23 protein-coding genes and 3 tRNA genes are annotated in these 25,685 nt (G+C 68.7%); 4 read left to right on the top strand and 22 right to left on the bottom strand.

Annotated features, from left to right (window positions below; translation table 11 throughout):
• Nucleotides 1-222: 222 nt before the first annotated feature.
• From leuS to G1C96_RS02175, 7 genes are all read right to left on the bottom strand, one after another.
• Nucleotides 223-3,189 (bottom strand): leucine--tRNA ligase, encoded by a 2,967-nt coding sequence (gene leuS, locus G1C96_RS02145; RefSeq protein WP_169274983.1) that lies wholly within the window; start codon nt 3,187-3,189, stop codon nt 223-225.
• 132 nt (nt 3,190-3,321) lie between these two features.
• Entirely contained in the window at nt 3,322-4,383 is a 1,062-nt protein-coding gene (locus tag G1C96_RS02150; RefSeq protein ID WP_169274984.1) for an amino acid ABC transporter permease, read from the bottom strand.
• Between the two features lie 15 nt (nt 4,384-4,398).
• A complete protein-coding gene (locus G1C96_RS02155) occupies nt 4,399-5,076 on the bottom strand; it encodes an amino acid ABC transporter permease (RefSeq protein ID WP_169274985.1) in 678 nt (225 codons plus the stop codon).
• 147 nt (nt 5,077-5,223) lie between these two features.
• Entirely contained in the window at nt 5,224-6,069 is an 846-nt protein-coding gene (locus tag G1C96_RS02160) for a glutamate ABC transporter substrate-binding protein (protein ID WP_169274986.1), read from the bottom strand.
• A 153-nt stretch (nt 6,070-6,222) separates the two neighbouring features.
• The gene (locus G1C96_RS02165) at nt 6,223-7,002 is read right to left on the bottom strand and encodes an amino acid ABC transporter ATP-binding protein (protein ID WP_169274987.1); all 780 of its coding nucleotides are present in this window, start codon (nt 7,000-7,002) and stop codon (nt 6,223-6,225) included.
• Nucleotides 7,003-7,155: 153 nt separating this feature from the next.
• Entirely contained in the window at nt 7,156-8,106 is a 951-nt protein-coding gene (locus G1C96_RS02170) for a magnesium transporter CorA family protein (protein ID WP_169274988.1), read from the bottom strand.
• 84 nt (nt 8,107-8,190) lie between these two features.
• A complete protein-coding gene (locus G1C96_RS02175; protein ID WP_169274989.1) occupies nt 8,191-9,036 on the bottom strand; it encodes a histidine phosphatase family protein in 846 nt (281 codons plus the stop codon).
• An 85-nt stretch (nt 9,037-9,121) separates the two neighbouring features.
• On the opposite strand from G1C96_RS02175, the gene G1C96_RS02180 reads away from it, so the two are divergent.
• Nucleotides 9,122-10,384, top strand: coding sequence for a class I SAM-dependent methyltransferase (locus G1C96_RS02180; protein WP_205831993.1), 1,263 nt, complete (start codon nt 9,122-9,124; stop codon nt 10,382-10,384).
• Nucleotides 10,385-10,445: 61 nt separating this feature from the next.
• Here G1C96_RS02180 and G1C96_RS02185 read toward each other — a convergent pair whose 3' ends face one another.
• On the bottom strand, nt 10,446-12,038 hold the full coding sequence (locus tag G1C96_RS02185) for a S10 family peptidase (RefSeq protein WP_169274991.1): 1,593 nt from the start codon (nt 12,036-12,038) through the stop codon (nt 10,446-10,448).
• Between the two features lie 110 nt (nt 12,039-12,148).
• Here G1C96_RS02185 and G1C96_RS02190 point away from each other — a divergent pair, with 110 nt between their 5' ends.
• Nucleotides 12,149-12,868, top strand: coding sequence for a response regulator transcription factor (locus G1C96_RS02190; RefSeq protein ID WP_169274992.1), 720 nt, complete (start codon nt 12,149-12,151; stop codon nt 12,866-12,868).
• A 1-nt stretch (nt 12,869) separates the two neighbouring features.
• Here the strand turns inward: G1C96_RS02190 and G1C96_RS02195 are convergent, their stop codons facing one another.
• The gene (locus G1C96_RS02195; protein WP_169274993.1) at nt 12,870-13,274 is read right to left on the bottom strand and encodes a pyridoxamine 5'-phosphate oxidase family protein; all 405 of its coding nucleotides are present in this window, start codon (nt 13,272-13,274) and stop codon (nt 12,870-12,872) included.
• A gap of 229 nt (nt 13,275-13,503) precedes the next feature.
• On the opposite strand from G1C96_RS02195, the gene G1C96_RS02200 reads away from it, so the two are divergent.
• On the top strand, nt 13,504-14,427 hold the full coding sequence (locus tag G1C96_RS02200; protein ID WP_240945046.1) for a DMT family transporter: 924 nt from the start codon (nt 13,504-13,506) through the stop codon (nt 14,425-14,427).
• A gap of 15 nt (nt 14,428-14,442) precedes the next feature.
• On the opposite strand, the gene G1C96_RS02205 is transcribed toward G1C96_RS02200, so the two are convergent.
• The 13 genes from G1C96_RS02205 to G1C96_RS02265 all read right to left on the bottom strand — a co-directional run bounded on the left by G1C96_RS02205 (nt 14,443) and on the right by G1C96_RS02265 (nt 24,610).
• The gene (locus tag G1C96_RS02205) at nt 14,443-15,246 is read right to left on the bottom strand and encodes a DUF1287 domain-containing protein (protein ID WP_205831994.1); all 804 of its coding nucleotides are present in this window, start codon (nt 15,244-15,246) and stop codon (nt 14,443-14,445) included.
• Nucleotides 15,247-15,657: 411 nt separating this feature from the next.
• Nucleotides 15,658-15,730: transfer RNA gene (locus G1C96_RS02210), tRNA-Ala, on the bottom strand.
• A 58-nt stretch (nt 15,731-15,788) separates the two neighbouring features.
• Nucleotides 15,789-15,861, bottom strand: a tRNA-Ala gene (locus tag G1C96_RS02215).
• A 110-nt stretch (nt 15,862-15,971) separates the two neighbouring features.
• Complete coding sequence (locus G1C96_RS02220) at nt 15,972-16,679, bottom strand: nitroreductase family protein (protein ID WP_169274995.1); 708 nt, start codon at nt 16,677-16,679, stop codon at nt 15,972-15,974.
• Nucleotides 16,680-16,771: 92 nt separating this feature from the next.
• Complete coding sequence (locus G1C96_RS02225; RefSeq protein WP_169274996.1) at nt 16,772-17,944, bottom strand: hypothetical protein; 1,173 nt, start codon at nt 17,942-17,944, stop codon at nt 16,772-16,774.
• Between the two features lie 191 nt (nt 17,945-18,135).
• Complete coding sequence (locus tag G1C96_RS02230; protein WP_240945047.1) at nt 18,136-18,882, bottom strand: histidine phosphatase family protein; 747 nt, start codon at nt 18,880-18,882, stop codon at nt 18,136-18,138.
• The gene (rsfS, locus tag G1C96_RS02235) at nt 18,879-19,307 is read right to left on the bottom strand and encodes a ribosome silencing factor (RefSeq protein WP_169274997.1); all 429 of its coding nucleotides are present in this window, start codon (nt 19,305-19,307) and stop codon (nt 18,879-18,881) included. Before rsfS ends, G1C96_RS02230 begins: the two co-directional genes overlap by 4 nt.
• Before the next feature lie 4 nt (nt 19,308-19,311).
• Complete coding sequence (gene glmU / locus G1C96_RS02240; protein WP_169274998.1) at nt 19,312-20,691, bottom strand: bifunctional UDP-N-acetylglucosamine diphosphorylase/glucosamine-1-phosphate N-acetyltransferase GlmU; 1,380 nt, start codon at nt 20,689-20,691, stop codon at nt 19,312-19,314.
• A gap of 151 nt (nt 20,692-20,842) precedes the next feature.
• Nucleotides 20,843-20,913: transfer RNA gene (locus tag G1C96_RS02245), tRNA-Gln, on the bottom strand.
• Between the two features lie 51 nt (nt 20,914-20,964).
• Nucleotides 20,965-21,987, bottom strand: a complete 1,023-nt coding sequence (locus G1C96_RS02250; RefSeq protein ID WP_169275230.1) for a ribose-phosphate diphosphokinase — start codon at nt 21,985-21,987, stop codon at nt 20,965-20,967.
• Between the two features lie 84 nt (nt 21,988-22,071).
• Nucleotides 22,072-22,740 (bottom strand): nicotinate-nucleotide adenylyltransferase, encoded by a 669-nt coding sequence (nadD, locus tag G1C96_RS02255; protein WP_169275231.1) that lies wholly within the window; start codon nt 22,738-22,740, stop codon nt 22,072-22,074.
• A gap of 14 nt (nt 22,741-22,754) precedes the next feature.
• Nucleotides 22,755-23,309 (bottom strand): phosphoribosylglycinamide synthetase, encoded by a 555-nt coding sequence (locus tag G1C96_RS02260; RefSeq protein ID WP_169274999.1) that lies wholly within the window; start codon nt 23,307-23,309, stop codon nt 22,755-22,757.
• Nucleotides 23,306-24,610: a glutamate-5-semialdehyde dehydrogenase gene (locus G1C96_RS02265; protein ID WP_169275000.1), complete on the bottom strand. Its 1,305-nt coding sequence runs from the start codon at nt 24,608-24,610 to the stop codon at nt 23,306-23,308. The genes G1C96_RS02260 and G1C96_RS02265 overlap by 4 nt, the downstream gene beginning before the upstream one ends.
• A 194-nt stretch (nt 24,611-24,804) precedes the next feature.
• On the opposite strand from G1C96_RS02265, the gene G1C96_RS02270 reads away from it, so the two are divergent.
• Nucleotides 24,805-25,680 (top strand): formate/nitrite transporter family protein, encoded by an 876-nt coding sequence (locus G1C96_RS02270; protein WP_205831995.1) that lies wholly within the window; start codon nt 24,805-24,807, stop codon nt 25,678-25,680.
• The last annotated feature ends 5 nt before the right edge of the window (nt 25,681-25,685 follow it).

A 25,685-nucleotide genomic window follows, 5' to 3' on the forward strand; every position in this document is an offset into this window, starting at 1 on the left:
ACCGTCCGCCGGAGCGTCGTTCCCCCATCCGTCACGGCGAGCAGACGCGCCCAGTCTCCGCCGAATCCATCGTCATCGTTCATCCGTCCACTATGGGCCGCCGGCGACGCGCGGAACGAATCGGCGCGGGACCGTGGTCGAACGTGCGCGGGGCCCGGAAACGCGGCGAACCCCGCCCGCATGACGCGGACGGGGTTCGCCGAGAGCGTAGCCGCGGAACGGTCACTCCGCGGGCACGATGGAGACGATCTTCGGTGCCTTGACGATCACCTTGCGCGGCTCCTTGCCTCCCAGACGGGACGCCACGGCCTCGAGCGCCAGCTTCTCCAGCTCGGCCGGGTCGATGTCCGGCGAGACCTCCAGCTTGGCGCGCACCTTGCCCTTGATCTGCACCACGGCGGTCACCGTGTCCTGGCCCACGTAGCGCTCGTCGGCAACCGGCCACGGCTCGTAGGTGAGCGACTCGCTATGGCCGAGGCGCTGCCACATCTCCTCGCAGATGTGCGGGGCGATCGGCGCGAGCATGAGGATCAGCGGCTCGACGGCGGCGCGAGGCACGGCCTTGAGGGAGGTCAGGTGGTTGTTGAGCACGATGAGCTTGGCGATGGCGGTGTTCGGGCGCATGCCCTCCATCTCCACGGTCACGTCGGCGATCGTGTTGTTGAGGAGCTTGAGCGTCTTGGCGTCCAGCGCGTCGTCGGTCACGTGCGCCTCGCCGGTGGTCTCGTCGATCACGTTGCGCCACAGGCGCTGCAGGAAGCGCATGCCGCCCACCACGTTGCGCGTGTTCCACGGACGGGACTCGGCCAGCGGGCCCATGCTCATCTCGTACAGGCGGAACGTGTCGGCGCCGTAGTTCTCGTACATGTAGTCCGGGGTGACGATGTTCTTCAGGCTCTTGCCCATCTTGCCGAACTCGCGGTTGGCGTGCTCGCCGTGCCACGTGAACGTCGGCTCGCCGTCCGGGCCGGCCGGGCCCTCCTCGACCTCGTCGGCCGGCACGTACTGGCCGCGGTCGTCGGTGTAGGCGTACGCCTGGATCATGCCCTGGTTGAACAGCTTGTGGAACGGCTCGGCGGAGTCCACGTAGCCCAGATCGTAGAGCACCTTGTGCCAGAAGCGCGAGTACAGCAGGTGCAGCACCGCGTGCTCCACGCCGCCCACGTACAGGTCCACGCCGCCCTCGGCGCCCGAGTACTTGTTGTGGTTCGGGCCCATCCAGTAGTCGAACTCGTCGGACTCGACCATGTGCTTCGTGTCGGTGGGGTCGATGTAGCGCATGTAGTACCAGCAGGAGCCGGCCCAGTTCGGCATCGTGTTCGTGTCGCGGTAGTAGGTCTTCTCGCCGTCGCCCAGATCGAGCGTGACCTTCACCCAGTCCTCGTTGCGGCTCAGCGGCGCCTCGGGGTTGGACTCCGCGTCCATCGGATCGAACGTGCGCGGCTCGTAGTCGGGCACGTCGGGCAGGTTGATCGGCAGCATGGAGTCGGGCAGCAGGTGCGGCGTGCCGTCCTCGCCGTAGACGATCGGGAACGGCTCGCCCCAGTAGCGCTGGCGGCTGAACAGCCAGTCGCGCAGGCGGTAGCTCACGGTGCCCTTGCCCACGCCGGCGGATTCGAGCCACGCGTTGACCTTCTCGATGGCCTCGTCCACGCGCAGGCCGTCGAGGCTCAGCGCGTCGCCCTTGGCCTTCGTGGCCTCGAGGGACGAGTTGATGACGATGCCGTCGTGCGAGACGAACGGCGCCTTGCCTTCGTAGTTCGCCAGATCGTCGCCGGATTCGGGCAGCGGCTGGACGGTGTAGATGACCGGCAGGCCGAACTTCGCGGCGAAGTCGTAGTCGCGCTGGTCGCCGCCCGGCACGGCCATGATGGCGCCGGTGCCGTAGTCCATGAGCACGTAGTCGGCGGTGAACAGCGGCAGCTTCGCGCCGGTGATCGGGTTGACGGCGTACAAGCCGGTGAACAGGCCGGTCTTCTCGCCGCCCTCGTCCACGCGGTCCTTCGCGGTCTTCGCCTCGGCGGCCAGACGGTACGCCTTCACGCCTTCGACGGGCGTCGCATAGCCGCCCTTCCACGATTCGGGGATGCCGGCCGGCCACTCGGCGGGCACGTCCTCGAGCAGGTGGTGCTCCGGGGAGACGACGGCGAACGTGGTGCCGAAGAGCGTGTCCGGACGCGTGGTGTAGATCTCCATGTCGCGCTCGCCGTTCGGGGTCTCCACCGCGAAGTGCACGGACGCGCCGTGGGACTCGCCGATCCAGTTGCGCTGCATGAGCTTGACCTTCTCCGGCCAGTCGATGCCGTCGAGGTCGTGGATGAGGCGGTGGCCGTACGCGGTGATGCGCATGGACCACTGCTTGAGCTCGCGCTGGAACACCGGGAAGTTGCCACGCTCGGACTTGCCTTCGGCGGTGACCTCCTCGTTGGCGAGCACGGTGCCGAGTCCCGGGCACCAGTTCACCGGGGACTTGGAGATGTAGGCGATGCGGAAGTCGTTGAGCACGTCGGCCTGCTCGGCGGCGGTCAGGTCGCCCCACGCCCGGCCCTCGTGGCCGGGGATGGCGCGCCTGCCGGACTCGAACTGCTCGACCAGCGTGGCGATCGGGCGGGCGCAGCCCTTGCCGCCGTCGCGGTTGGTGGCCTCGTCGTCGTACCAGGAGTCGTAGATGCGCGAGAAGATCCACTGCGTCCAGCGCACGTAGCCGGGGTCGATGGTGGCGAACGTGCGGCGGTTGTCGAAGCTCAGGCCCATGCGGTGCAGCTGGCGGGACATGTTGGCGATGTTCGCCTCGGTGGTGATGCGCGGATGCTGGCCGGTCTGCACGGCGTACTGCTCGGCGGGCAGGCCGAACGCGTCGTAGCCCATGGCGTGCAGCACGTTCTCGCCCTTCATGCGGTGGTAGCGGGAGACCACGTCGGTGGCGAGATAGCCGAGCGGATGGCCCACGTGCAGGCCCTTGCCGGACGGGTACGGGAACATGTCCATGGCGAAGTAGGCGGGGCGCCCCTCGGCGTTGCGGCCCTTGCCGTCCTTGAGGTCGCCGTGGACGTTGGCGGCCCAGAACGTGCCCTCGTCGTCCCAGATCTTCTGCCACTTGGTTTCGATGTCCTGCGCGAGGGCGGCGTTGTAGCGGAACGCGGGCTCCTCGGGCACGGCGGATTCGTTGTGATTCTCGTTGTCACTCATAAGCCACGATTATTGTGTCGCGCTTGGACACGCCCGTGTGACGTATCACATAACGAAAGCCCCCGCCGTGCGCGGGTTCGCGTGCGGTCGGGGGCCGGATGCGTAGGGAGGAGGCGCGCGGGGCGCCGCCGGCTACTTCCTGAACAGCTTCGGCTTCATGTCCGGATGCTTGGGATCGTGGCCGTGCTCGAGGTGCGAGGTCCTCCAGTCCTCGGTCACCGCGTTGGAGCCGTGGTAGTGGTCCGGGTAGAGCGGCTCGACGCCGCCCTGCGGACGCTCGCGCTCCTGCGCGCGCTCCTGCGCCGGCACGTTGGTGGGGTCCATGATGGCGATCGGGGCTTGCACCGGGGCCTTGGCGATGCCCATCGTGCGGCGCTGCATGCGAGCGGGCAGCGTCTCCGAGAGCTTGGAGAGCAGGTAGCTGAGGATGAAGTAGATCACGCCGGCCACCACGAGCGCCTGCAGCATGTTGAAGTACATGGATCCCAGACGGCGGGACTCCTGCAGCAGATCGGTGTACATGATGATCGAGCCGAGCGCCGTGTCCTTGAGGACCACCACGAGCTGGGTGATCAGCGCAGGCAGCATGGCGATGAGGGCCTGCGGCACCTCGACGCTCATCAGGGCGCGCACCGGGCCCATGCCCAGCGCCACGGCGGCCTCGTGCTGGCCCTTGGGCAGGTTGCCCACGCCGGAGCGCACGAGCTCGGCCACCACGGAGCCGTTGTAGAGGATCAGGCCCCACACCACGGCCCAGAAGGACGCGTCGTCGCTCATGCCCATGAACGAGAAGCCACGCCACAGGAAGATCATGAACAGCAGCACCGGCACGGCGCGGCAGAACTCCACGATCACGGACGAGACGAGCTTGACGGGCCAGAAGTTGAGCAGTCGGCCGATGCCGAACACGATGCCGAACACCACGGCGCCGACGATGGCGATGACGGACGCCTCGAGCGTCTTGAACAGGCCGGGCAGGTAGAAGTCCGCCCACGCCTCGCCGTTGACCGCGGGCTCCCACAGCTCCCAGCTCAGCTGGTTCTGGCCCTGCGGCGGGTTGGCGAGACGGTAGAGCACCGCGGCGAGCAGGCCGAGGAGCAGGAGGGTGCCGATGACGTTGGCGACGAGGATCTTGCGGCGGCCCTTGGGGCCGGGCTCGTCGAAGAGCACGGATGCGGAGGTGCTGTTGGCCATGATGCGCTCTCCTTTCTAGCGGCGGACCGCGAGCTTGTTGGACAGGTACGTGGTGAGCAGGCCGATCGGGATGATCATGATCACGTAGCCCAGGGCGAAGATCAGGAAGATCGTCACGATGAGGTTCGCGTTGTACTCGATCATGGTGCTCATGAGGCTGGAGGTCTCGGTGGCCACGGATGCGGCCGCGGCGACGGTGGAGTTCTTGAGCAGGGCGATGAGCGTGTTGCCCAGCGGCGCGACGGCGCCGCGGAAGGCCTGCGGCAGGATGATGATCGACGCGGACTGCAGGAAGCCCAGACCCAGCGACCGGGCGGCCTCGGCCTGGCCGAGCGGCACGGTGTTGATGCCGCTTCGCAGCGACTCGCACACGAACGCCGACGTGTAGACCGAAAGGCCGGTCACGGCCAGCCAGAAGAAGTTCGTGTCGAAGTTGTCGGAGAACTGGAACTTGAGCTGTCCGAAGACGCCCAGAACCATGAACACCATGATGATGGTCAGCGGCATGTTCTTGAAGAACTCCACCCATCCCGCGGCGAATCCGCGCAGGGACGCGATCGGCGAGATTCGCATGGTGACCAGAATCACGCCCAGGACCAACGAAATCAACGCGCTCCACAGGGTCAGCTCGATGTTGACCAGGAACGCGGCCAGGATGTCATACTGGCCGAACAGATCGGCGAATCCCGACATCACACCTCATTTCTCTTGTTGTTCTCGGCACTCTTGCGTGCCCGTCTCGATATGCGTATCCGTGTCCGACGCGGTTCCGGGCGGGGAGGGACCGTTCCCTCCCCGCCCGGAACACGCGGTCGGAGGCCCGCGGCGCGGGCCGTGGCGTCAGGACAGCTGGGACTCCAGCGTGGCCTTGTCGTTGAGCTTGGCGTCCGGCGTGTAGCCGGTGCCCTGCGTGTTGGCGTCGAGGGCCTTCTGCCAGGAGCCGTCCTCGATCATCTTCTTGATGGAGGCGTTGACCTTGCTCTTGAGCTCGGTGTCGCCCTTCTTCAGGCCCACGCCGTAGGGCTCCTCGGAGAACGTCTTGCCCACGACCTTGAGCTGGCCGTTGCCCTTGGCGGCGGCGAGGCCGGCGAGGATGATGTCGTCGGTGGTCACGGCGTCCACGGTGCCGGAGATCAGTGCCGTCACGCACTCGGCGTAGCCGGTCTGCTCCATGAGCTGGACCTCGCTGGCGAACTTGTCCTTGACGTTCTGGGCGGAGGTGGAGCCGGTGACGGAGCACAGCTTCTTGCCGTTGAGGGACTCGGGGCCGGTGATGCTGCCGGCGTCGGAGTTGCGCACCAGCAGGTCCTGGCCGGCCACGAAGTACGGTCCGGCGAAGTCGACGACCTCCTTGCGCTTGTCGTTGATCGTGTAGGTGGCGAAGATGAGGTCCACGTCGCCGTTCTGGATCAGCGTCTCGCGCTGCTTGGAGGGGGCCTCCTTCCACACGATCTGGTCCTCGGAGTAGCCGAGGTCCTTGGCCACGTACTTGGCCACGTCCACGTCGAAGCCGGTGTAGTCGTTGCCCTTCTTGAAGCCGAGGCCGGGCTGGTCGAACTTGATGCCGATCGTGATCTTCGGACCGTCGGACTTGGCGGCGTCGTTGGACGAGCCGCAGGCGGCCACGGAACCCAGACAGGCGACGGCGGCGACGGCGGCCAGCGCCTTCTTGACGATGTGCTTCATGATGGTTTCCTCTCTTGTTTCCGGTCCGTATGTATGGAACCGCTCTCGATGGTAGGGACGCCGTATTTCGTCCGACGACGCCCGTTCACGTGGAATTTACGCGGCGTTTCCACATCGCGCGAACGGCGATGCGCGGGGCGCCGCGACCTCGGCTCAGTGCTCGAGGATCTTGCTCAGGAAGTCCCTGGCGCGCTCGGTCTTGGGGTGCGAGAAGAACTCGTCCGGCGTGCCCTGTTCGAGGATCTCGCCGTCGGCCATGAACACCACGCGGTCGGCCACCTGACGGGCGAAGCCCATCTCGTGCGTGACCACGATCATCGTCATGTCCTCCTTGGCGAGGTCGACCATGACGTCGAGCACCTCGTTGATCATCTCCGGGTCCAGCGCGGAGGTCGGCTCGTCGAAGAGCATCACCTTGGGGTGCATGGCCAGGGAGCGCGCGATGGCGACGCGCTGCTGCTGGCCGCCGGACAGCTGCGCCGGCAGCTTGGACGCCTGGGAGTCGACGCCCACACGGGCGAGGAGCTCCATGGCCTCCTTCTCGGCCTGCGCCTTGGGGGTCTTGCGCACCTTGCGCGGGGCGAGCGTGACGTTGTCGAGGATCGTCTTGTGGGCGAACAGGTTGAAGGACTGGAACACCATGCCCACCTCGGCGCGGAGCTTGGTGAGCTCCTTGCCCTCCTGCGGCAGCGGACGTCCGTCGATGCGGATGTCGCCCGAGTCGATGGTCTCGAGGCGGTTGATGGTGCGGCACAGCGTGGACTTGCCGGAGCCGGAGGGGCCGATGATGACGAGCACCTCGCCCCTCTTCACCTTGAGGTTGATGTCCTTGAGCACGTGCAGTTCGCCGAAGTGCTTCTCCACATGGCTCAGCTCGACCAGCGGCTTGTCGTCGGCCGCTGCGGTCTCGACGGCCTCGGTGGTCTCGGTCATGGCGTGGCGCCCCTTTCTTCCCAGGTGCGGGCCGGTATCGCCCGCTACTGGAGGGTTACGCTAACACTCGTTTGTAAACGTCAGCGAACGTCCGAAACATCGTCCACGATGCGGACACCTCTTTCGCGCCTCGAGGGGACGGTCACTCGCCGGTCACTTGAACATGCGCGAGCGGGTGAGGAACCACGTGACGCCCACAGACAGGCCGATGGAGATGAGGATGATGAGCAGGAAGCCCCACGGGCTGCCCGTCAGCGGCATGCCCAGCATGCCCTCCTGGAAGTTCATGCCGTACATCGAGAAGATCAGCGTGGGGATCGACAGCGTGATCGAGATGATCGTGAAGATGCGCATCACGTTGTTCAGGTTGTTCGACACGATCGACGCGAACGCGTCGGTCATGTTCGCGAGAACGCCGCTGTAGATGTTGGCCATCTCGATGGCCTGCTTGTTCTCGGTGATGACGTCCGCCAGCAGGTCCGCGTCCTCCGGGTACTGCTTGATGCGCGAGAGCGTGCCCAGCTTCTCCAGCACGATCTCGTTCGACTTCAGGGACGTGGCGAAGTAGACCAACGTCTTGCTCAGCTCCAGCAGCATGAGGATCTCGCGGTTCTGCATCGAATGGCGCAGCTTGAGCTCCAGCTTGTCGCTCTCGCGGTCGATGATGCGCAGGTAGCGCAGGTACATCGTGGCGTTGCGGTACAGGATCTGCAGGATGAAGCGGGACTTCATGAACGTGTTGAACCCGCGGATCGTGCCCTCCATGAACGGGTGCAGCACCGGCGTGTCCTGCATGCAGACGGTGATGATGAGGTCCTGCGTGACGATGATCGACAACGGGATGGTCTCGTACCAGTCGCGTCCGCCGCGCTCCTCGACCGTCGGGATGTCCACGATGATCATCGTGTAGTCGTCCTCGACGTCCACGCGCGACCGCTCCTCGTCATCCAGCGGGGCGCGCAGGTCGGCCAGATCGATGCCGGTCTGCGAGGCCACGGTGGCGAGCTCCACGTCGGTCGGCTCGGAGAGGCTGAGCCACGACCCGTTCTCGGGTTTCTCGATCTGCTCCACCTGGCCGTTGATGGTGCTGAAGATCCGCAACATGGCTCTCACCGCCTTCCGAACTCGCCGAACGCAACCTCACACAGCATAGTCCCCCGCCGGCGACACGCCGGCGGCCCGCCTCTCCTAGCGCGACACCGGCCGCCAGACGCCCATATCCTCGGACCGCAGATAGTCCGGGCCGTTGCCCCAGTCGCACGAATCGGCGATCGCGGGCCCGACGTTGAACTCCTCGAGCTCCAGGCGGGGTTCGCACGGCGCGCCGTTGAGGGTGCGGTGCACCGAGAGCCGGCACCAGAACGCGTTGCGCATCGCGCCGAGGATGGTCGCGCCGTCCGGGTCCGCGGCGAGCAGCGTGCCGATCGTGGCGACGATCCACGATCCGTGGCTCACCAGCACGAGCGTCGCGGGACGGTCGACGAAGCGCGGATCGGCGAGCCAGTCGCGCACGGCGGCGGCGCCGCGCTCCCCCACGCGCTCGCGCGCCTCCACGCCGTAGGCGAGCTCGCCGCCCGTGTGATGCTTCCACGAGTCGTACGCCTCGGCATCCATCGCCCTGATCTCGTCGCGGGTCATGCCCTCCCAGCGCCCGAACCCGCGCTCGCGCAACCGCTCGTCCGTGAGCACCGGCGCATGCACCAGATCGGCGAACGCATGGGCGGTCTGCCGCGCGCGGAACAGGTCGCTGGACACCACGACCATGCACCGGCGCGAGGCGGGGGCCTCCGCGTATTCGCGGGCCTCGGGCTGGAAGACCACGCGCTGCCCCTCGCCGGCCTTCGGCACGAGCCCGGGATCGGCCGCCATGGCGCTCGCCTTGGCCCAGTAGTAGCAGCGGGCGAGCTCCATGCCGCTCATGTCCGCCTGCCACTGGCCCACGATGTCGAGCGGCACGTCCACCTGCCCCTGCAGACGGTGCTCGAGGTTGTAGCGCGTGCGCCCGTGGCGCAGCATGACGATCTCGTCGATCATCGCGTCCCCTTTCGTCGGTTGCGGTCCGTCGTCCCCGCCATCATATCGGCCCGGGCCGAGGGCCCGTCCGCATACAATGGGCGGCATGCTCACCATCACCGACGACACCCGAGCCTTCGTGGTCGCACACGCGGACGACGACGTGCGCGACCTCGCCCTGCATGCGCCGCGCGACGGCGACGTTGACGTGCCGTTCGCGCTCGACCAGATCGCCGGCCGGCGGAAGGCACGGACCAAGCTGCCGCAGTGGGCGGCGTGCGACGGCATCGTCTACCCGCCGCATCTGGCGATGGAGCAGTGCTCGTCGCAGTTCACCGCGCGGTACAAGACGGATCTGGCCGCGCGCCTGCTGACGGAGCGGACGGCGGCGGGAACCGCCGGCGCGGACACGTCGCTCGTCGATCTGACCGGCGGGTTCGGCGTGGACTTCTCCTACATGGCGCGCGTCTTCGACCGGGCGACCTACGTGGAGCGGCAGGAGGACCTGTGCGAACTGGCCGAACACAACATGGCGGCGCTGGGACTGGACCACGTGGAGATCGTGCACGGCGACTCGGTGGGATACCTGGATTCGCTCGCCGCGGATTCGGTCTCGATGGCGTTCGTCGATCCGGCCCGGCGCGACGCGCACGGCGCGCGCACCTACGCGATCGCCGACTGCACGCCGGACGTGCTCGCCCTGAAGGACCGGCTGCTGGCCGTCGCGCCGATCGTCATGGTCAAGCTCTCCCCCATGCTGGACTGGCGCCGCGCCGTGGAGGAGTTCCGCGGCGCCGTGCGCGAAGTGCACATCGTGGCCACCGGCAACGAGTGCAAGGACCTGCTGCTGGTGCTCGCGCGCGAGCGGACGGACGCGCCGCGCGTGTTCGCCGTCAACGACGGCCAGCACATCGACTTCGTGCACGGCGTGCACAGCGACATGCGAGGCGAGGCAGCCGAGCGAACCGACGCGAACGCGCAAGCCGACGCAAACGCCGGCGACGCGCCCCTGTGGCTGTACGAGCCGAACGCTGCGGTGATGAAGGCCGGCTGCTTCGGCCTGCTCTCCCGGCGCTGGCCCGTCGACCAGATCGCGCCCAACAGCCATCTGTTCCTCGGCCGCGGCGAGCGCGCCGAGGGGTTCCCCGGACGCGCGTTCGCCGTCGAGGCCGTGTCCACCATGAACAAGCGCGAGCTCAGGGCGGCGCTCGCGGGGCTTGCGCAGGCGAACGTCGCCGTGCGCAACTTCCCGCTGTCCGTCGCGCAGCTGCGCCGCAGGCTCGGGCTGCGCGACGGCGGCGACGCCTACCTGTTCGCCACGACGTCGGCGCGCGGCGAACACCTGCTGTACGTGACGCGCAGGGCGTAGGCGGGCCCGGCAGCGCGGCGACCGGGCTCAAGGCATCGCAGGGCGCACCGAGCGGTCCGTCTCACAGCGCGATGTTCGGCTGCTCGGGCTTCGGCCGCTCGTCGATCTCGGCGAGGCCCGCCGCGTCGGCCGCGTAGAAGCGGGCGAGATCGCCGGCGAACTTCGCGAGGCTCCGCTCCGAGCTGTAGAGCATGTGGCCCGCCGGATAGTACGTGAACGCGACGTTGCCGCGCAGCGCCGCGGGCAGCCCCAGATGGTCGATGTCGTACTCGGTCTGGAAGAACGGCGTGCACAGGTCGTACACGCCGTTGCCCACGAGCACCTTGAGCGTGTGCGAATGGGCGATGGCGGCCGCGAGATCGGGCACGACGTTGGGGAACGGGATCTGCCGGCCCCAGCTGGACTTGGTCATCTCGGGCTGCGTGTGCCACCACGTCCAGCCCTTGCCCGGCTCGGTGGCGCTCCAGTCGAAGTCCGCGAAGCCACGGCGCTCCTCCTCGCCGTCCCAGCCGAGATCGTCGCGCAGGTACGCGTTGGCGAGCGACGAGTACGCCGGATCGAGGAACGCGTCGTCCACGACGAACGTCTCCTCGTCGCTCATCCGGTCGAGGTCGTAGCCGGCCACGCGGCCGTCGTAGCGGCCCACGATCTTCTCGTCGCCGCGCAGCAGCTGCTTGCGGAACCGCATGTCCGTCACGCGCAGGTCGGAGTCGAACACGTACTGCGCGTCCAGGCCGGTCAGCTCGGCGTAGCGTCGTGCGACGTCGTGCTTGGTCCCCTCGTCGAGCGACGCGCCCATGGCGAGCGCCAGGCGCAGCGGACCGTTGGCGAACGCGCGGGCCCGCGCACGGTGTTCCTCGGGGCTCATGCCGGCGCCGGCGCGGCCGTGGTACTGCGCGACGGACGCGTACGTGGGGAAATAGCCGACGTAGAACTGGTCGGACGTGTCGAGCGTGAACGCGTAGTCGAGGATGTTGGAGATGAGGACGAGGCCGTTGAGGGCGACGCCGTCCTGCTGGAGCCGGTAGGCGAGCGCGGCGCCGCGGGTGGTGCCGTACGACTCGCCGAGCACGTACTTGGGGCTGTTCCAGCGATGGTTGGCGCTGAGCCAGCGGCGGATGAACGCCGAGAATCCCTTCACGTCGCCGTCCACGCTCCACAGCTCCGGCTTGGCCTTGTCGGCGATCTGCGAGAATCCGGCGCCGGCGGCATCAATGAACACGAGGTCGGACGTCGGCAGCAGCGTGTGCATGTTGTCGGCCAGCTCGTAGGGCGCGCCCGGCACCGGGGCGGCGTCCGGCACGACGATGCGCTTGGGTGCTACGGATCCCATGAGCAGGAACGTGGTGGACGAGCCGGGGCCGCCGTTGAAGATGAAGGTGACGGGACGGGCGCGATCCGGCTCGCCGTCCTCGTCCACGACCTGGTAGGCGACCGAGAAGATGCTGGCGGCGGGCCTGACCTTGGCCGTGTCGATGGTCATGGTGCCCACGGTGACGTCGTAGGTCCAGGTGCGCCCGTCGAGCACGATGGCGTGGCGCGTGGTGTGCGAGACGGGACGGGGCAGTCCCGTCCCCGCGTCCTTCGTCTCCGCTCCCCCGGCGTTCGTGGCCGCGCCCGTGGCCTCGTCCCTGTCCCGCTGCTGGTCGCTCATGTCCGATTCCTTTCCTCGCGTCCGACGGTCCCGCCTTGCGCGGGCCGGTTTCGGCTTCACTATACGCGCGAGGGCCGCTGCCGTGGCTTAGGATGGAGGGGAATCGGGAGGTGCGTGGGATGCGGGTGCTGGTGGCGACGGGAGATGCGGCGTTGGCGGCGGCGTTGCGCGACGCCGCGCGGGATGCCGGCTACGAGGCCGATGCGGCGATGGATGCGCACGAGCTGCGGGATGCGCTGCACGGCGGCGACGTGGGGCTGGCGGTGCTGGACGACGCCATGGCGCTGGATCCCGCCGCAATCGAGGCGGTGCGGCGTCTGCGGGGCCGGGGCATGCGGGTCCTCGCGCTGCGGTCGTACCGGGACCGTGCGGGCGGCAATGGAACGGCCGGCAGCGGAACGGCCGGCGACGGCGCGACGGACGATGCCGGCGCGGACGCGAACGCCCCGGAATGCGACGACGTGCTGACGATGCCGTGCTCCGACGCCGAGTTCCTGGCACGCCTCGGAGCGGCCGAACGGGGCGGCGCCGAACGCTCCGGGCTGATCATCCGCGGCGATCTGCGCATCGACACGCATCGCCGGCAGGCGTTCTACGGCAACACGGACGTGCCGCTGGCGCTGTCGCCGCGCGAGTACGAGGCGCTCGAGGTGCTGGCGCAAGCGAACGGGCGGTTCATGGACTTCGACGAGATCGTCCGCGCCGTGCAGGCCGACGGGTTCTTCGACCAGCGCGAGATCATGGGCCACGCGCTGTATTCGCTGGAGAAAAAACTGCGCCGCGCCGGGTTCATGCTCACCCAGCGCGGCGACAGGTACAGGATCTGGTGACTCAGTCCTTGACGATGGTCTTGCCGGCGTTGGCGCCGGAGGCGAGGTCCTGGATCTCGGTGACCTCGAGCACGGGGATGACGGCCGGCCTCTTGGTGCCCTTCTCCTCGGCGACCTTCACCTGGGCGGCGTGGATCTCGTCGTCCACGTGCAGCACGACGTTACCGCGGAAGCGGTAGCCCTTCTTCTCGGCGAGGTTGGCGAACGCGACGACCAGCGGGGAGCCGTTCTTCAGGTTCTCGTAGGTCTGGCCGGCGGTGCGCTCGTGGTAGGCGATGTGCGAGTCGTCGAGCACGAACAGGCTCATCTTCGGGCCGAGGTCGAGCTCGCCGTCCTTGGAGACGGTGGCGACGAAGCCCAGGTTGTTGGCGATGAATTCCTTGATCTCGGGGGTGATGACTGCCATGGCATGTCCTTTCGTGACGAAATGTTCCGTGCCCAACACTAGCGAACGCCCGCGCCGAACGCACCGGGTTTCGCCGGGCGCGTCACGCGGTGTGAGCAACGTCACCCCGCTCCGGCGGACGCGCCGCGCCGGACCGTGCGCGCCGGGGCGGCCGGGGCTATCGTGTTGACGGGCGTTCGACGCCGAAGCCCGGCACACCACGAGATCGATCCGAAAAGGAGCACAGCAGATGGCGGTCCGTTCCCGGTTCCAGCAGTTGCGCAGCGAATGGTCGCGCACCTTCCCGCCGAATCTGGCCCGTCTCATGCTGCTCGGATGCGCCGCGCTGTGGGGCGGCAGCTATCTGGTGGCCAAGTTCGCCATCGCCGCGATCCCCCCGCAGTGGCTGATGGGCATCCGCGTCCTCGGCGCGTGCGCGTGCATGCTGCTGCTGTTCCACCGCAGCATCCTGCCGGCGCTCAGGCCCGCCATCATCGTCCCGGCGCTGGTGTCCGGCGTGACGTACTGGGGCACGATGGTCACGCAGACCATCGGCCTGCAGACCATCGACCCGGGCCGCAGCGCGTTCCTGACGGCCGCCTACTGCGTGCTCACGCCGTTCGCCTCGTGGCTGGTGACGCGCACCAGGCCGGGGATGGTCAATCTGGTGGCCGCCGTGATCTGTCTGGCCGGCGTGGGGTTCGTGTCCCTGAAGAACGGCGGTTCGCTCTCGCTTGCCGTGGGCGACTGGCTGACGATCGGCACGTCGGTGATCTTCGCGTTCAACCTCACGTTCCTCGGCGTCTACGCGAAACGCTTCCATCCCATCGCGGTGACGTGGGTGCAGTTCCTTGTGGCGGGCGTGCTGTTCGTGGCGGGGGCGCTGCTCACCGAACCGATGCCGGACGCCGGGTGGCTGGAGCCGGGCGTCGTGGTCGCGTTCCTCTACCTGTTCCTCGGCGCCACGATGACCGCGCAGATCATGCAGAACATCGGCCTCGCGCACGTGCCGCCGTCGCAGGCGTCGATCATCATGTGCACCGAGAGCCTGTTCGCCGTGGGGTTCTCCGCCGTGTTCTGGGGCGAGCGCATCACGTGGAACTCGATCGTCGGCTTCTCGCTCATCTTCGCGGCCGTGCTGCTGTCGATTCTCGGCAGGCGTCGCAGGGACTGACGGTGTCCTTTCGGATCATCCCTTCCAGGCCCTGAGCACGCTCGACGGCACCTTGGACGCGTCGAAGCGGTAGTGCCCGGTCACCTGCATGCGCCCGGGCTGGTCCAGATAGTCGTTCTCGCGGTGGTCGTCGCCCATGTTGTGCAGCAGATAGGCCGTGCCGGTGGACGCGCTGTGCCGATCGGAGACGACGGCGATGTGCCGCACGGTCTCGAAGACGACGATGTCGCCCGGCTGCCATTGTGCGTAGTCTGCGGGATCGTCGGTCAGCGTCTGCCCGTAGCGCGAGAGGAACATGCCCAGCACGCCGGTGCGCCGGAAGTCGATGTTCGGGTCCGGCCGGGGCGCCACGGACGCGTACGCCTTCGGGTTTGCGGTCACGTCCGCGTCCACCATGGCCTTGAGGTCGTAGCCGGCCGCGGCGAACGCGCGCCACACGAGATCCGTGCATGCGCCGCGGTCCGCCGGCGGATATCCGCCCGCATAGTAGCCGTCGTCGTAGGCGGGCAGCGCCTCGGCGTCCCGGCGCGCGCCGTCGAGGATGTCCGTGTAGTCGTCGACGCCGTTGCCGTTGTAGTCCACGGGACTGGCGACGCGCGTGAAGTTCGGCGGATCGGTGGTCCACGGCGTGGCGGACGAGCCGACGCGGCCCGCCACGGATGTGATGCCCGCGATGCCGTCCAGCGTCGAGCCGAGGCCGGCGATCCATGCGCGCGCGACCAGGGCGCCCGCGCCGACGAGCGAGGCGATCAGCGCGACCGCGACGGCGACGGCGATCGCGCGGCGACGGCGGCGCGCACGCAGGGAGGGCTCACGCATGCCCGGACGCGCATCCGTGTCCGTCTCATGCATGGCCGTCGCGTTCCGATGCCTCATGATGATCCCCAATCGCCCGAAGCCGTTCCTGTGATCCATGATGGCAGGAGACCCGGCGCCGCGGACGGCGGGGATGCGATGTCCACGACATGTCCACCGCAGGCACTTCCCGTCTCCGCGCGAACCGGGGGCTAGACCCGTCGCACAAGATTTTCGCAGCTTCATCTTGTGCGGCGGGCCGTTGTTCATCCGCACATGAACAACGGCGGAATGAAGCCGATTCCCGGCAATGCTGATGTGCGATTCCGTTCGGGTTTCGGGTCACAAGATGAGCCCTGCGAAATCTTGTGACCCCGGATTCGAAGGCACGGGAAAAACAATGAAGGCCGGCTCTTGCGAACCGGCCTGTGATTGTGGAGCTAAGGGGATTCGAACCCCTGACCCTCTCCATGCCATGGAGATGCGCTACCAGCTGCGCCATAGCCCCGTGCTTGACTTGTTGACTTGGTCGCCGCGACGAACGCGAACGCGTCCCGCGACTTCCGTGGAGCTAAGGGGATTCGAACCCCTGACCCTCTCCATGCCATGGAGATGCGCTACCAGCTGCGCCATAGCCCCGTGCTTGCTTCAAGCAACTCGATAGATAATACCCCGATTCGCCGATGATGCAAGCTCTCTGCGTGTCGCGCCCCTGCGGGACGTCGGGCCACGCCTGTCCGGTGCGGGGATCACGCCCACGTGAAGACGTCCCCGGTCCCGTCCTCGCCGTCGCCGCGGGCCCCCAGCTCGAAGTGCAGCCTGGCCACGCCGAGGCAGATCTCGGCCTGCACGCCTTCCAGCGCCTCGGCCCTCACCGTGCGTCCGTCCGCCAGCAGCGTGAAGCGCACCGGCTGCTTGCCCAGCGCGCTCGGCGCCAGCTGGACGGCTTCGAGCCCGCGCACGAACCATGCGGGGGCCGCGTCGACGGTTCCCCCCTCCACGGCGCCCAGCTCCTCCACCGGCTTGCTGCGGTGCGGACGGCCGGGACGGTTGCCGTATCCGATGGCGATGACGGCGGGCATGCGCTCGTCGTCGTCCATGTGCCACGCGCCGGCGTGCTCGCGCGACTCGTGCAGCACGGCCCATCCGGTGTCGAGCCCGAGCGAGACGGCCTCGAGCGCGAGCCGCTCGCCGCAGTAGCCGGCCTTCTCGTCCAATTCGGGGCCGTCCCTGCCGATGAGGGCGATGCAGTGGCGCACGCCCTTGAAGCGTCCGTAGTGCGTGGGGCATTCGCCGAACGCATCGCCGTCGTCGTGGACGAGCTGGATGTCAAGGTCGTGCGCCTCGTTGAGCCGCGCGACGGACGCCTTCAGCGTGTCGAGCGTCGTCTGGTCGATCGGACGGTCGCCGTAGTCGCGCACGGCGTGGCGTGCCGACATCGCCTCGATGAGGTTCATGCCTTCTCCTTGTTGCCTTGACTGTGGCCCTGACTGCTGGCCATAGGCCATCCTAGAACGGACGGGCGTCCGATGCGTCGCCGGGCGTCGGATCACAGGACGTCGGACAGGACGCTCACGTCGTCGGCGCTGCCCGCGGCGCCGGTGTTGCCGGACGTGCCGGAACCGGAGCCGGAGTCCGAGTTCGAGTTCGAACCGGAGCCGCCGCCAGACGTGCCGGAACCCGAACCGCCGTTCGAGGAGCCGGACGTGCCGGAACCGGAGTTCGAGGAACCGCCGTTCTGCGTGGTTCCGGACGTGCCGGAGTTCGAGCCGTCGCCGGAGCCGGACGACGTGCCGGAACCGGTGCCGCTGCCGGACGTGCCGGAATCCGAACCGGTGCCGCTGCCGGACGAGTTTCCGGAATCGGCGCCGGACGTGGACTGGCCGGAGCCGGACGACGTGCCGGAGCCCGAGCCGGTGCCGGACGTGTCGGCGCCGTTCGCGGCGCCGGAGGTGGCGTCGGAGTCCGCGGTGCCGGCGGTGGAGCCCGCGGAGGCGGAGGCGCTGGCGGAAGGTTCCGCGGTGGCGTCCTCGTCGGCGGTGTGCGACGGCCTGGCGTCGGCGTCGTCACGCTGCGACGGAGTCGTGGTCTGCACGGAGGTGGGGGCGACCCAGTCGCGCACCACCGAGTCGGTGCCGTGGCCGTTGGTCACGAGCATGATCACCGCGGACGATGCGGCGACCGCCAGCAGGGCGCTGGCGATGGTGATGATGATGGCGGTGCGGCGGCGCCTGTCCGCCGCGCGCGACTGCGCGGCGCGGGACGTGAGGTGGCGGGAGCCGGAGCCGATGGCCACGCGCCGGCCGTTCAGCTCGGCCGCGGTGGACGATTCGACGACGCGCGGACCGCGGGACTTCCCCTCGGCGTCCGCCGCAGCGGGCTTTCCGGATTCCCCGGACGCCCCGGACGCTGCGGCAGCGTCCGAGGGGACGGATCCGCCGTCGGCCCCGGCCGCGTCTTCCGTCCGGGTCCCCTCGCCGCGGACACCCTCCGACGCCGAATCCCCGTCGGTTTCGGATGCCTCTCCGGAACCAGAGTCGTCGGATCCGCCGCCGATCACGGTCTGCTGGATCCTCTTCGTGGAGTCACGCAGCACGTTCTGGTAGATCTGCGAGGAGATGGCGGTGACGATCGAGCTGACCGCCACGCCGATCACCGAACCCGCCAGACCGATCCGTGCCGACAGCAGGAACGACGTGACCGCCGCCAGGGCGCCGGCCACGATCGGAACCCATGAGATATTGCGGAAGAACCCTTTCACCAACGACCTCCCCCGCGCCAAACGCATGTGCGCGGACCGATTGCGAACGAACTTGATGGTTTGCCGACTGCACATTACCATGCGTCCGTCGGGACGAACCGTGAATTCACGGGAAGCTCACAATGCGCCGCGCCGGGGAAGCGACGGAGGATTCAGAGCGCGGGATGCTCCCATTCGGGGGTGTCCGCCTGCGCGGGACCGTGGTTGTAGTCCACCACGCGCCAGTGCTCGCGCCCGTCCGCGCCGTCGGACAGCGTGAGCCGGGCCCAGTGGGCGTTGCGCATGGAGACCACGCCGCAGTAGTTCGGGTTCGCGCCGGGCACCTGCGGGGCGCCGGTGAGCGTGTACACCACCTGCGAGATCCACGCGCCGTGGGAGAACACGAACAGCGTGGTGCCGTTGTCCGCAGAATACGCCCATTCGTTGAGCGCCTCCACGCCGCGACGCCCCACCTCGGGACGCGGCTCGGCACCGTGGCGCAGCTCCCCGCCCTGCCAGCTGGCATAGTCGCGGTAGTCCTCCGGATAGCGGGTCCTCAGATCGTCGACCTGCATGCCCTCCCAGTCGCCGAAGCTGCGTTCGCGCACGCGCTCGTCGGGATGCACCTCGAGACCGAGCGGGTCGGCGAACGCGTGCGCCGTCTGCGCGGCGCGCGTCAGATCGGAGCACACGACCAGCGGCGTCGTGCCGGGACGACGGTCCACGTACAGGCTGCGCAGCGCCTCGCCGGTGCGCGCGACCTGCCACAGGCCGGTCTCGTCGAGCGGAATGTCGACCTGCCCCTGGAAGCGGCCGGCCAGATTGTAGGAGGTGCGGCCGTGACGGACCAGGATCACCGTGGAGACATGGCGGGGATGCGCATGCGCGGTGTCGCCGTACAGATCGCCCATGGACGTCATCGTTCGCTCCTTGTCTCAGCGACCTCGGCGGTTTCGCCGGCGTTCGGCGCGGCGGACGGATCCTCCGGCAGTCCGAGGTCGATCGCCGGGCAGTCCTTCCACAGGCGGTCGAGCCCGTAGAACTCGCGCGCGTCGTCGTGCATCACGTGCACCACGAAGTCGCCGTAGTCGAGCAGCACCCACTGCGCCTCGGTCAGGCCCTCGCGCGTGCGCGGCTCGAGGTGCCGCTCCACGAAGAGCCGCTTCTCGATCTCCTCGGCCACGGCGAGCACCAGACGCTCGTTGGAGGCGGAGGCGATGAGGAAGACGTCGGTGATGCCGAGCGCCTGGGACACGTCGAACGCGACGATGTCCGTGGCCTTCATCCTGTCGGCTGCGAGGGCGGCGATGCGGACGTCCGCGATGGAATCTGCGTGTGCGGCCATCGGATCAGCGCTCCCAGGCGGGCTTCCAGCCCTCGACCACGTGCTGCGTGTTCTCGGAGTAGACCATCGCGTCGTCCGGCACGGCATGGCGGATCACGCTGCCCGCGCCCGTCGTCACGCCGTCGCCCACGGTGACGGGGGCCACGAACAGGTTGCCCGCTCCCACATGCACGTTGGAGCCGATCTCGGTGTGGTTCTTGTGCACGCCGTCGTAGTTGGCGGTGATGGTGCCGCCGCCGATGTTGGTGTGGGATCCCAGGTGCGCGTCACCCACGTAGCTCAGGTGCGGCACCTTGGTGCCCTCCTCGATGTGCGCCTTCTTCATCTCCACGAACGCGCCGGCCTTGGTGTCCGGGCCGAGGTCGTTGCCGGGACGCAGGTACGTCCACGGGCCGATGTTCGCGCGCTCGCCGATGTGCGTGCCCTGGATGCGGGAGCGCTCCACCGTCGCCTCCGCGTCGATCGTCGCGTCGATGAGCGTGGTGTACGGACCCACCACGGCTCCCTCGCCCACCGTCGTACGGCCCTGCAGGAACGAGCCGGGCAGCACGGTCACGTCGCGGGCCAGCTCCACGTCGTCCTCGATCCACGTGGTGTCCGGGTCGAGGATCGTCACGCCCTCGCGCATCCAGCGCTCGCACACGCGGCGGTTGTGCGCCTTGGCGAGCGCGGCCAGCTGCACGCGGTCGTTGACGCCCTCCACGCTCAGCGCGTCGGGGGCGGCGAACGCGCCGACCTTCAGTCCCAGTTCGCGCGCGGTCTCCAGCGCGTCGGTGAGGTAGAACTCGCCCTGCGCGTTGTTCGCGTCGAGTCCGGCGATGGCGCGGCGCAGCACGGCGGCGTCGAACACGTACACGGACGTGTTCACCTCGCGCACGGCGAGCTCGCTGCCATTGGCGTCCTTCTGCTCGACGATGCGCAGCACGGAGCCGTCCTGGCCGCGGATGATGCGGCCGTAGCCGGTGGGATCGTCCAGCGTTGCGGTGAGCACGGTGGCGCCGTTGCGGTTGGTCTCGTGGAAGTCGAGCAGGGCGCGCAGCGTGGCGGCGTCGAGCAGCGGCATGTCGGAGGCGGCGATGAGCACGGCGCCCTGCAGGGAGTCGTCGAGCGACGCCATCGCGCACTGCACGGCGCGTCCGGTGCCGGGGATCTCGTCCTGTTCGACGATGGTCACGTCCGGATCATACGAGCGGGCGGCCTCGGCGACGCGCTCCCCCTGGTAGCGCACCACCACGGCCAGCGCCTTCGGGCCGAGCGCGGACACGGAATCCATGACGCGGTTGAGGAAGGTCCTTCCGGCGAAGGCGTGCAGCACCTTGGGCGTGGACGAACGCATGCGGGTCCCCTCACCCGCGGCCAGAACGATGGCGGCTGAAAGCTCCATGAGGCAAGAATCCTTTCCGGTTGTGTGCGGGAACGCGCCCCCGAACGGGCCGCAGCCCCGCGATGCGGCGACGCCGTTGCGGCGCCGCCGATACGACGAGGGGCCGTTCCGCCTCGAACGCTCGAAGCGGAACGGCCCCTGCATCGACAGGCTCCCCCACCTGGACTCGAACCAAGACAAAGGGTTCCAAAGACCCGTGTGCTGCCATTACACCATGGGGGAATGGGCGGGCGGCGAACCCGCCAAGTGCTCATTATGCCATACGTCCCGGCGTCAGGCGAACAGGAAGCCCTGGCCGTGGTGCTCCGGGTAGGTGTCGAACAGCTCGGCCACCGAGCCGTCGTCGAACACCGCGCGGATGGCGCTGGCCAGCAGCGGCGCGATGGACAGCACGGTCAGGCCGTCCCAGCGCTTCTCCTCCGGGATCGGGACCGTGTCGGTCACCACGATCTCGCGGGCGCCGCACGCCTTGAGGCGGTCCACCGCGGGGCCGGAGAACACGCCGTGCGTGGCGACCACGGTCACCGACCTGGCGCCGGCGTTCGCAAGCACCTGGCACGCGCCGGCGATGGTGCCGGCCGTGTCGATGAGGTCGTCCACGAGCACGCAGTCCTTGCCGGTCACGTCGCCCACCACGCGGTTGGCCACGGCCTGGTTGGGACGGGTGATGTCGCGCGTCTTGTGCACGAAGGCGAGCGGGCCGCCGCCGAGACGCTGCGCCCACTGCTCGGCCACGCGGATGCGGCCGGCGTCCGGGGAGACGACGGTGACGTTGTCGAGCTGGCCCTGGAAGCGGTCGCGGATGTAGTCCACGAGCACCGGCATGGCGATGAGATGGTCGACCGGGCCGTCGAAGAAGCCCTGAGACTGCGCGGCGTGCAGGTCCACGGACATGATGCGGTCCGCGCCGGCGGTGGCCAGCAGATCGAAGACCAGACGGCAGGAGATGGGCTCGCGGCCCTGATGCTTCTTGTCCTGGCGGGAGTAGCCCAGCAGCGGGCACACGGCGGTGATGGAGCGGGCGGACGCGCGCTTGAGCGCGTCGATCATGATGATCTGCTCCATGATGGCCTTGTTCACCGGCGTGGAGTGGGTCTGCATGACGAACACGTCGGCGCCGCGCACGGACTCCGTGTATCGCACGTACATCTCGCCGTTGGCGAAGTCGTAGGCGGTGGTCTCCAGCACGTCGATGCCGAGCTGGTCGGCCACGTCGCGCGCCAGCTTGGGGTGTGATCGGCCCGTCACCAGGATGAGGTTCTTATCAGGTTTTCCTTCGAGGATCGCGCCCAAGATGTCTCCCAACGTCGGTCTCACAACGATTGACGTTGCACCAGTGTAACGGCCGCGGAAGACGGGTGCGTCCGCGCGGTGTCGCGCTCAGCGGCGGTACAGGCCGTGCTTGCCGATGTACTGCACCACGCCGTCCGGCACGAGGTACCACACCGGCTCGCCCTTCTGGCTGCGGCGGCGCACGTCCGTGGACGAGATGGCCAGCGCGGGGATCTCGAGCATGTCCACGCGTCCCCTGGGCAGGTCGTCCACCTTGAGCCCCTTGAGGCTCGAGGAGTAGCCCGGGCGCGTGACGGCCACGAAGCGCGCGAGGTCCCACATGCTCTCCGCGTCCTTCCACCGCATGATCTCCGCCACGGCGTCCGCGCCGGTGATGAAGAACAGCTCGGCGTCGGGCCTGAGGGCCCGGATGTCGCGCAGCGTGTCGATGGTGTACGTCACGCCGGGGCGGTCGATGTCCACGCGCGAGACCGTGAACTTCGGGTTCGACGCGGTGGCGATGACCGTCATCAGGTAGCGGTCCTCGGCGTTGGTGACGTGCTTGTCCAGCTTGAAGACGGGACGTCCGGTGGGCACGAAGATCACCTCGTCGAGGTCGTACACCCACGCCACCTCGGAGGCGGCCACCAGATGCCCGTTGTGGATGGGATCGAACGTGCCGCCCATGATGCCCACGCGCGGCGTCGCATGGCGGTTGCCGCGCGCCGACTGGCGGCCGCCGGCCTCGTCGAGCGACAGCGCCGACAGGTCGGACATGCGGCGTTCGGCGCTCACTCGGCCTTCTCCCGGTCCGCGCCCTCGCCGTCCGCCTCCTCGGCGAGCCTGGTCTGCTCCTCGATCTGCTCGGCGGTGGGGCTCTGGTCCTGCGGGTCGATCTGGTTCATCTCCTCGTCCCACTCGTCCTGCACCACGCGCCGGATCTCGGCGAACGTGGGCAGCGGGAAGTCCGGCTGGAAGGCGCGGCGCACCTCGGCCACGCGCTCGGTGATGCGGATGAGCGTGTCGGTCATGCCGTCCACGTCGCCTTCGCGTTCCATGGTGCGGAACTTGCCGACGTACTGCTCCATGAGCGTCATGTGCTCGCGCAGGGCTCTGAGCTGGTCGGCGTCGAGCTCCACGACGTCCTCCGCGTCGGGCTCCGGCCAGCCGATGAGCACGGCGTCCGCGTACTCCAGCGAGGCGCGCTGCGCGGCGGAGGCGATGCCGTCCTCGATCTGCACCAGGAACACGTAGCGCACCATGCTCAGCCGTTCGGCGGCGATCCTCAGCCCCAGCTTCGGGTCGCTCGTGTCCACGTCCAGCACCTTCATCACGTCGTCGTTCATGCGCGCACCTGTCCTGTTCCGTATCCGATCCACTTGGTCGTCGTCAGCTCCTCGAGCCCCATGGGCCCGCGCGCGTGCATCTTCTGCGTGGAGATGCCGAGCTCCGCGCCCAGCCCGAACATGCCGCCGTCGGTGAAGCGCGTCGAGGCGTTCACCATCACCACCGCCGAGTCGATGCGCCGGGTGAACTCCTCGATGGCGGAGTAGTCCTCGGCGAGGATCGCCTCGGTGTGCCCGGTGGAGTGGGCGTTGATGTGGCCGATGGCCTCGTCGAGCGACCCCACGAGCTTCACGCCCATCCTGAGCGCCAGATACTCGGTGTCCCAGTCGTCGGCGTCGGCATGCTCCAGCGCCCCCTCGCCGACGGGCACCGGGCCGAGGATCGCGTACGCCTCCTCGTCGGCGCGCAGCGTGACGCCCTTCGCGTACAGCGCCTCGGCGACGACCGGCAGGAACGCGGCCGCCACGTCACGGTGCACCAGCAGCTTCTCCGCCGCGTTGCACACGCCCACGCGCTGCGTCTTGGCGTTGACGACGATCGGCACGACCTTGGCGAGGTCCGCGGTGCGGTCCACGTAGATGTGCACGTTGCCGGCGCCCGTCTCGATGACCGGCACCTTGGAGTTGCGCACCACGGCCTGGATGAGGCCGGCGCCGCCGCGCGGCACCAGCAGGTCGATGTGCCCGCGCGCCTCCATCATCGCCGTGGCGCCGTCGCGCCCGAACTCGTCCACGGAGGCCACGAGCGCCGGGTCGAAGCCCCGCGCGGCCAGCGTCTCGCCCACGATCCGCAGCGTCGCGGCGTTGGTCCGCTCGGCGGCGTGCCCGCCGCGCAGCAGCACGGCGTTGCCGGACTTGAGGCACAGCGCGGCCACGTCGACGGTGACGTTGGGACGCGCCTCGTAGATCATGCCGATCACGCCGATGGGCACGCGCACCTGGTTGAGGCGCATGCCGTTGGGCATGTTGCGCCCGCGCACCATCTCGCCCACGGGGTCGGGCAGCGCGGCCACGTCGCGCACGCCCCGCGCGGTGGCCTCGATGCGCCCCGCGTCGAAGCGCAGGCGGTCGAGCTTGCCCCGGTCCATGCCGGACGCCTCGGCCTCCTCCATGTCGAGCGCGTTGGCGCGTTCGATCTCGCCGGCCCGCGCGGTCAGGGCGTCGGCCAGGGCCAGCAGCAGGGCGTTCTTGGTCTGCCCGTCGGCCTGCGCCAGCGCCGTCTGCGCCGCCGACGCGGCGTCGGCGCGGCCGCACACCGCCCGGAACGTCTCGGGATCGAGCGCGTCGCTCGTCTGACTCATGGCCGCCCCCTTACCGGGAAATGAAACAACTTGACTCGATGATAGCCGCACCCGTGCAAATCGATGGCAACGCGGTCCGTTCCCCGGCGCGGGGCGCTAGAGTGTCTGATGGCCCGTCGCCGTGCCGCGACGGGTGCGGGCGCGCAGACGCCTCGCAACGACAACCGATACGACGCAGTAGAGAAGGAACGATCGTGACACAGCACACCGCCCAGCAGCCATCAGTGAACGCGCTCACCCCGGCGCAGGTCGAGGAGGCCGTGGACGCCGCGGCGGAGAAGAAGGTGCGCACCCCGCTGCTGCGGCTGGTGGTCTCCGCCATGTTCGCCGGCGCGTTCATCGGGTTCGGCGCCCTGTTCTTCATCGTGGTGACGTCCGATTCTACGCTGTCGTTCGCCGCGGCCAAGCTGCTCGGAGGCCTCGCGTTCTGCCTGGGCCTGGTGCTGGTGCTGTGCTGCGGATCCGAGCTGTTCACCGGCAACTCGCTCATGGTCTCCGGCGTGGCCGAGCATCGCATCGGGTTCGGCGAGATGCTCGTCAACTGGCTCGTGGTGTGGCTGGGCAACCTCGCCGGCGCGCTGATCGCCGTGTTCCTGGTCTCCATGGCGGGCATCCTCGACCTCAACTCCGGCGCCGCCGGCACCACCGCCATCGCGGTGGCCGCCGCCAAGATCGCGCCCGGCTGGTGGACGCTGTTCTTCCGCGGCATCCTGTGCAACATCTTCGTGTGCCTGGCGGTGCGCATCGGCTTCGCGGCCCGCTCCGTGGCGGACAAGGTGGTGGGCATCCTGCTGCCGATCAGCGCGTTCGTGGCCTGCGGCTTCGAGCACTGCGTGGCGAACATGTTCTTCCTGCCGATGGGCTTCGTGGCCAGGCTGTCCGGCTACGCGCTGCCGTCCTCCGGCGCCGACCCGTCCGTGGTGGGCGTGCCGGGCATCCTGTACAACCTGTCCGCGGCCACGCTGGGCAACATCGTGGGCGGCGCGATCTTCGTGGGGCTCGCCTACTGGTTCGTGCAGGGGCATCACGCCGACCGCGGCATCTTCGGCAGGTCGGCGGACGCCGACTGATCCGG

Source organism: Bifidobacterium moraviense, assembly GCF_012932365.1.
Classification (GTDB): Bacteria; Actinomycetota; Actinomycetes; order Actinomycetales; family Bifidobacteriaceae; genus Bifidobacterium; species Bifidobacterium moraviense.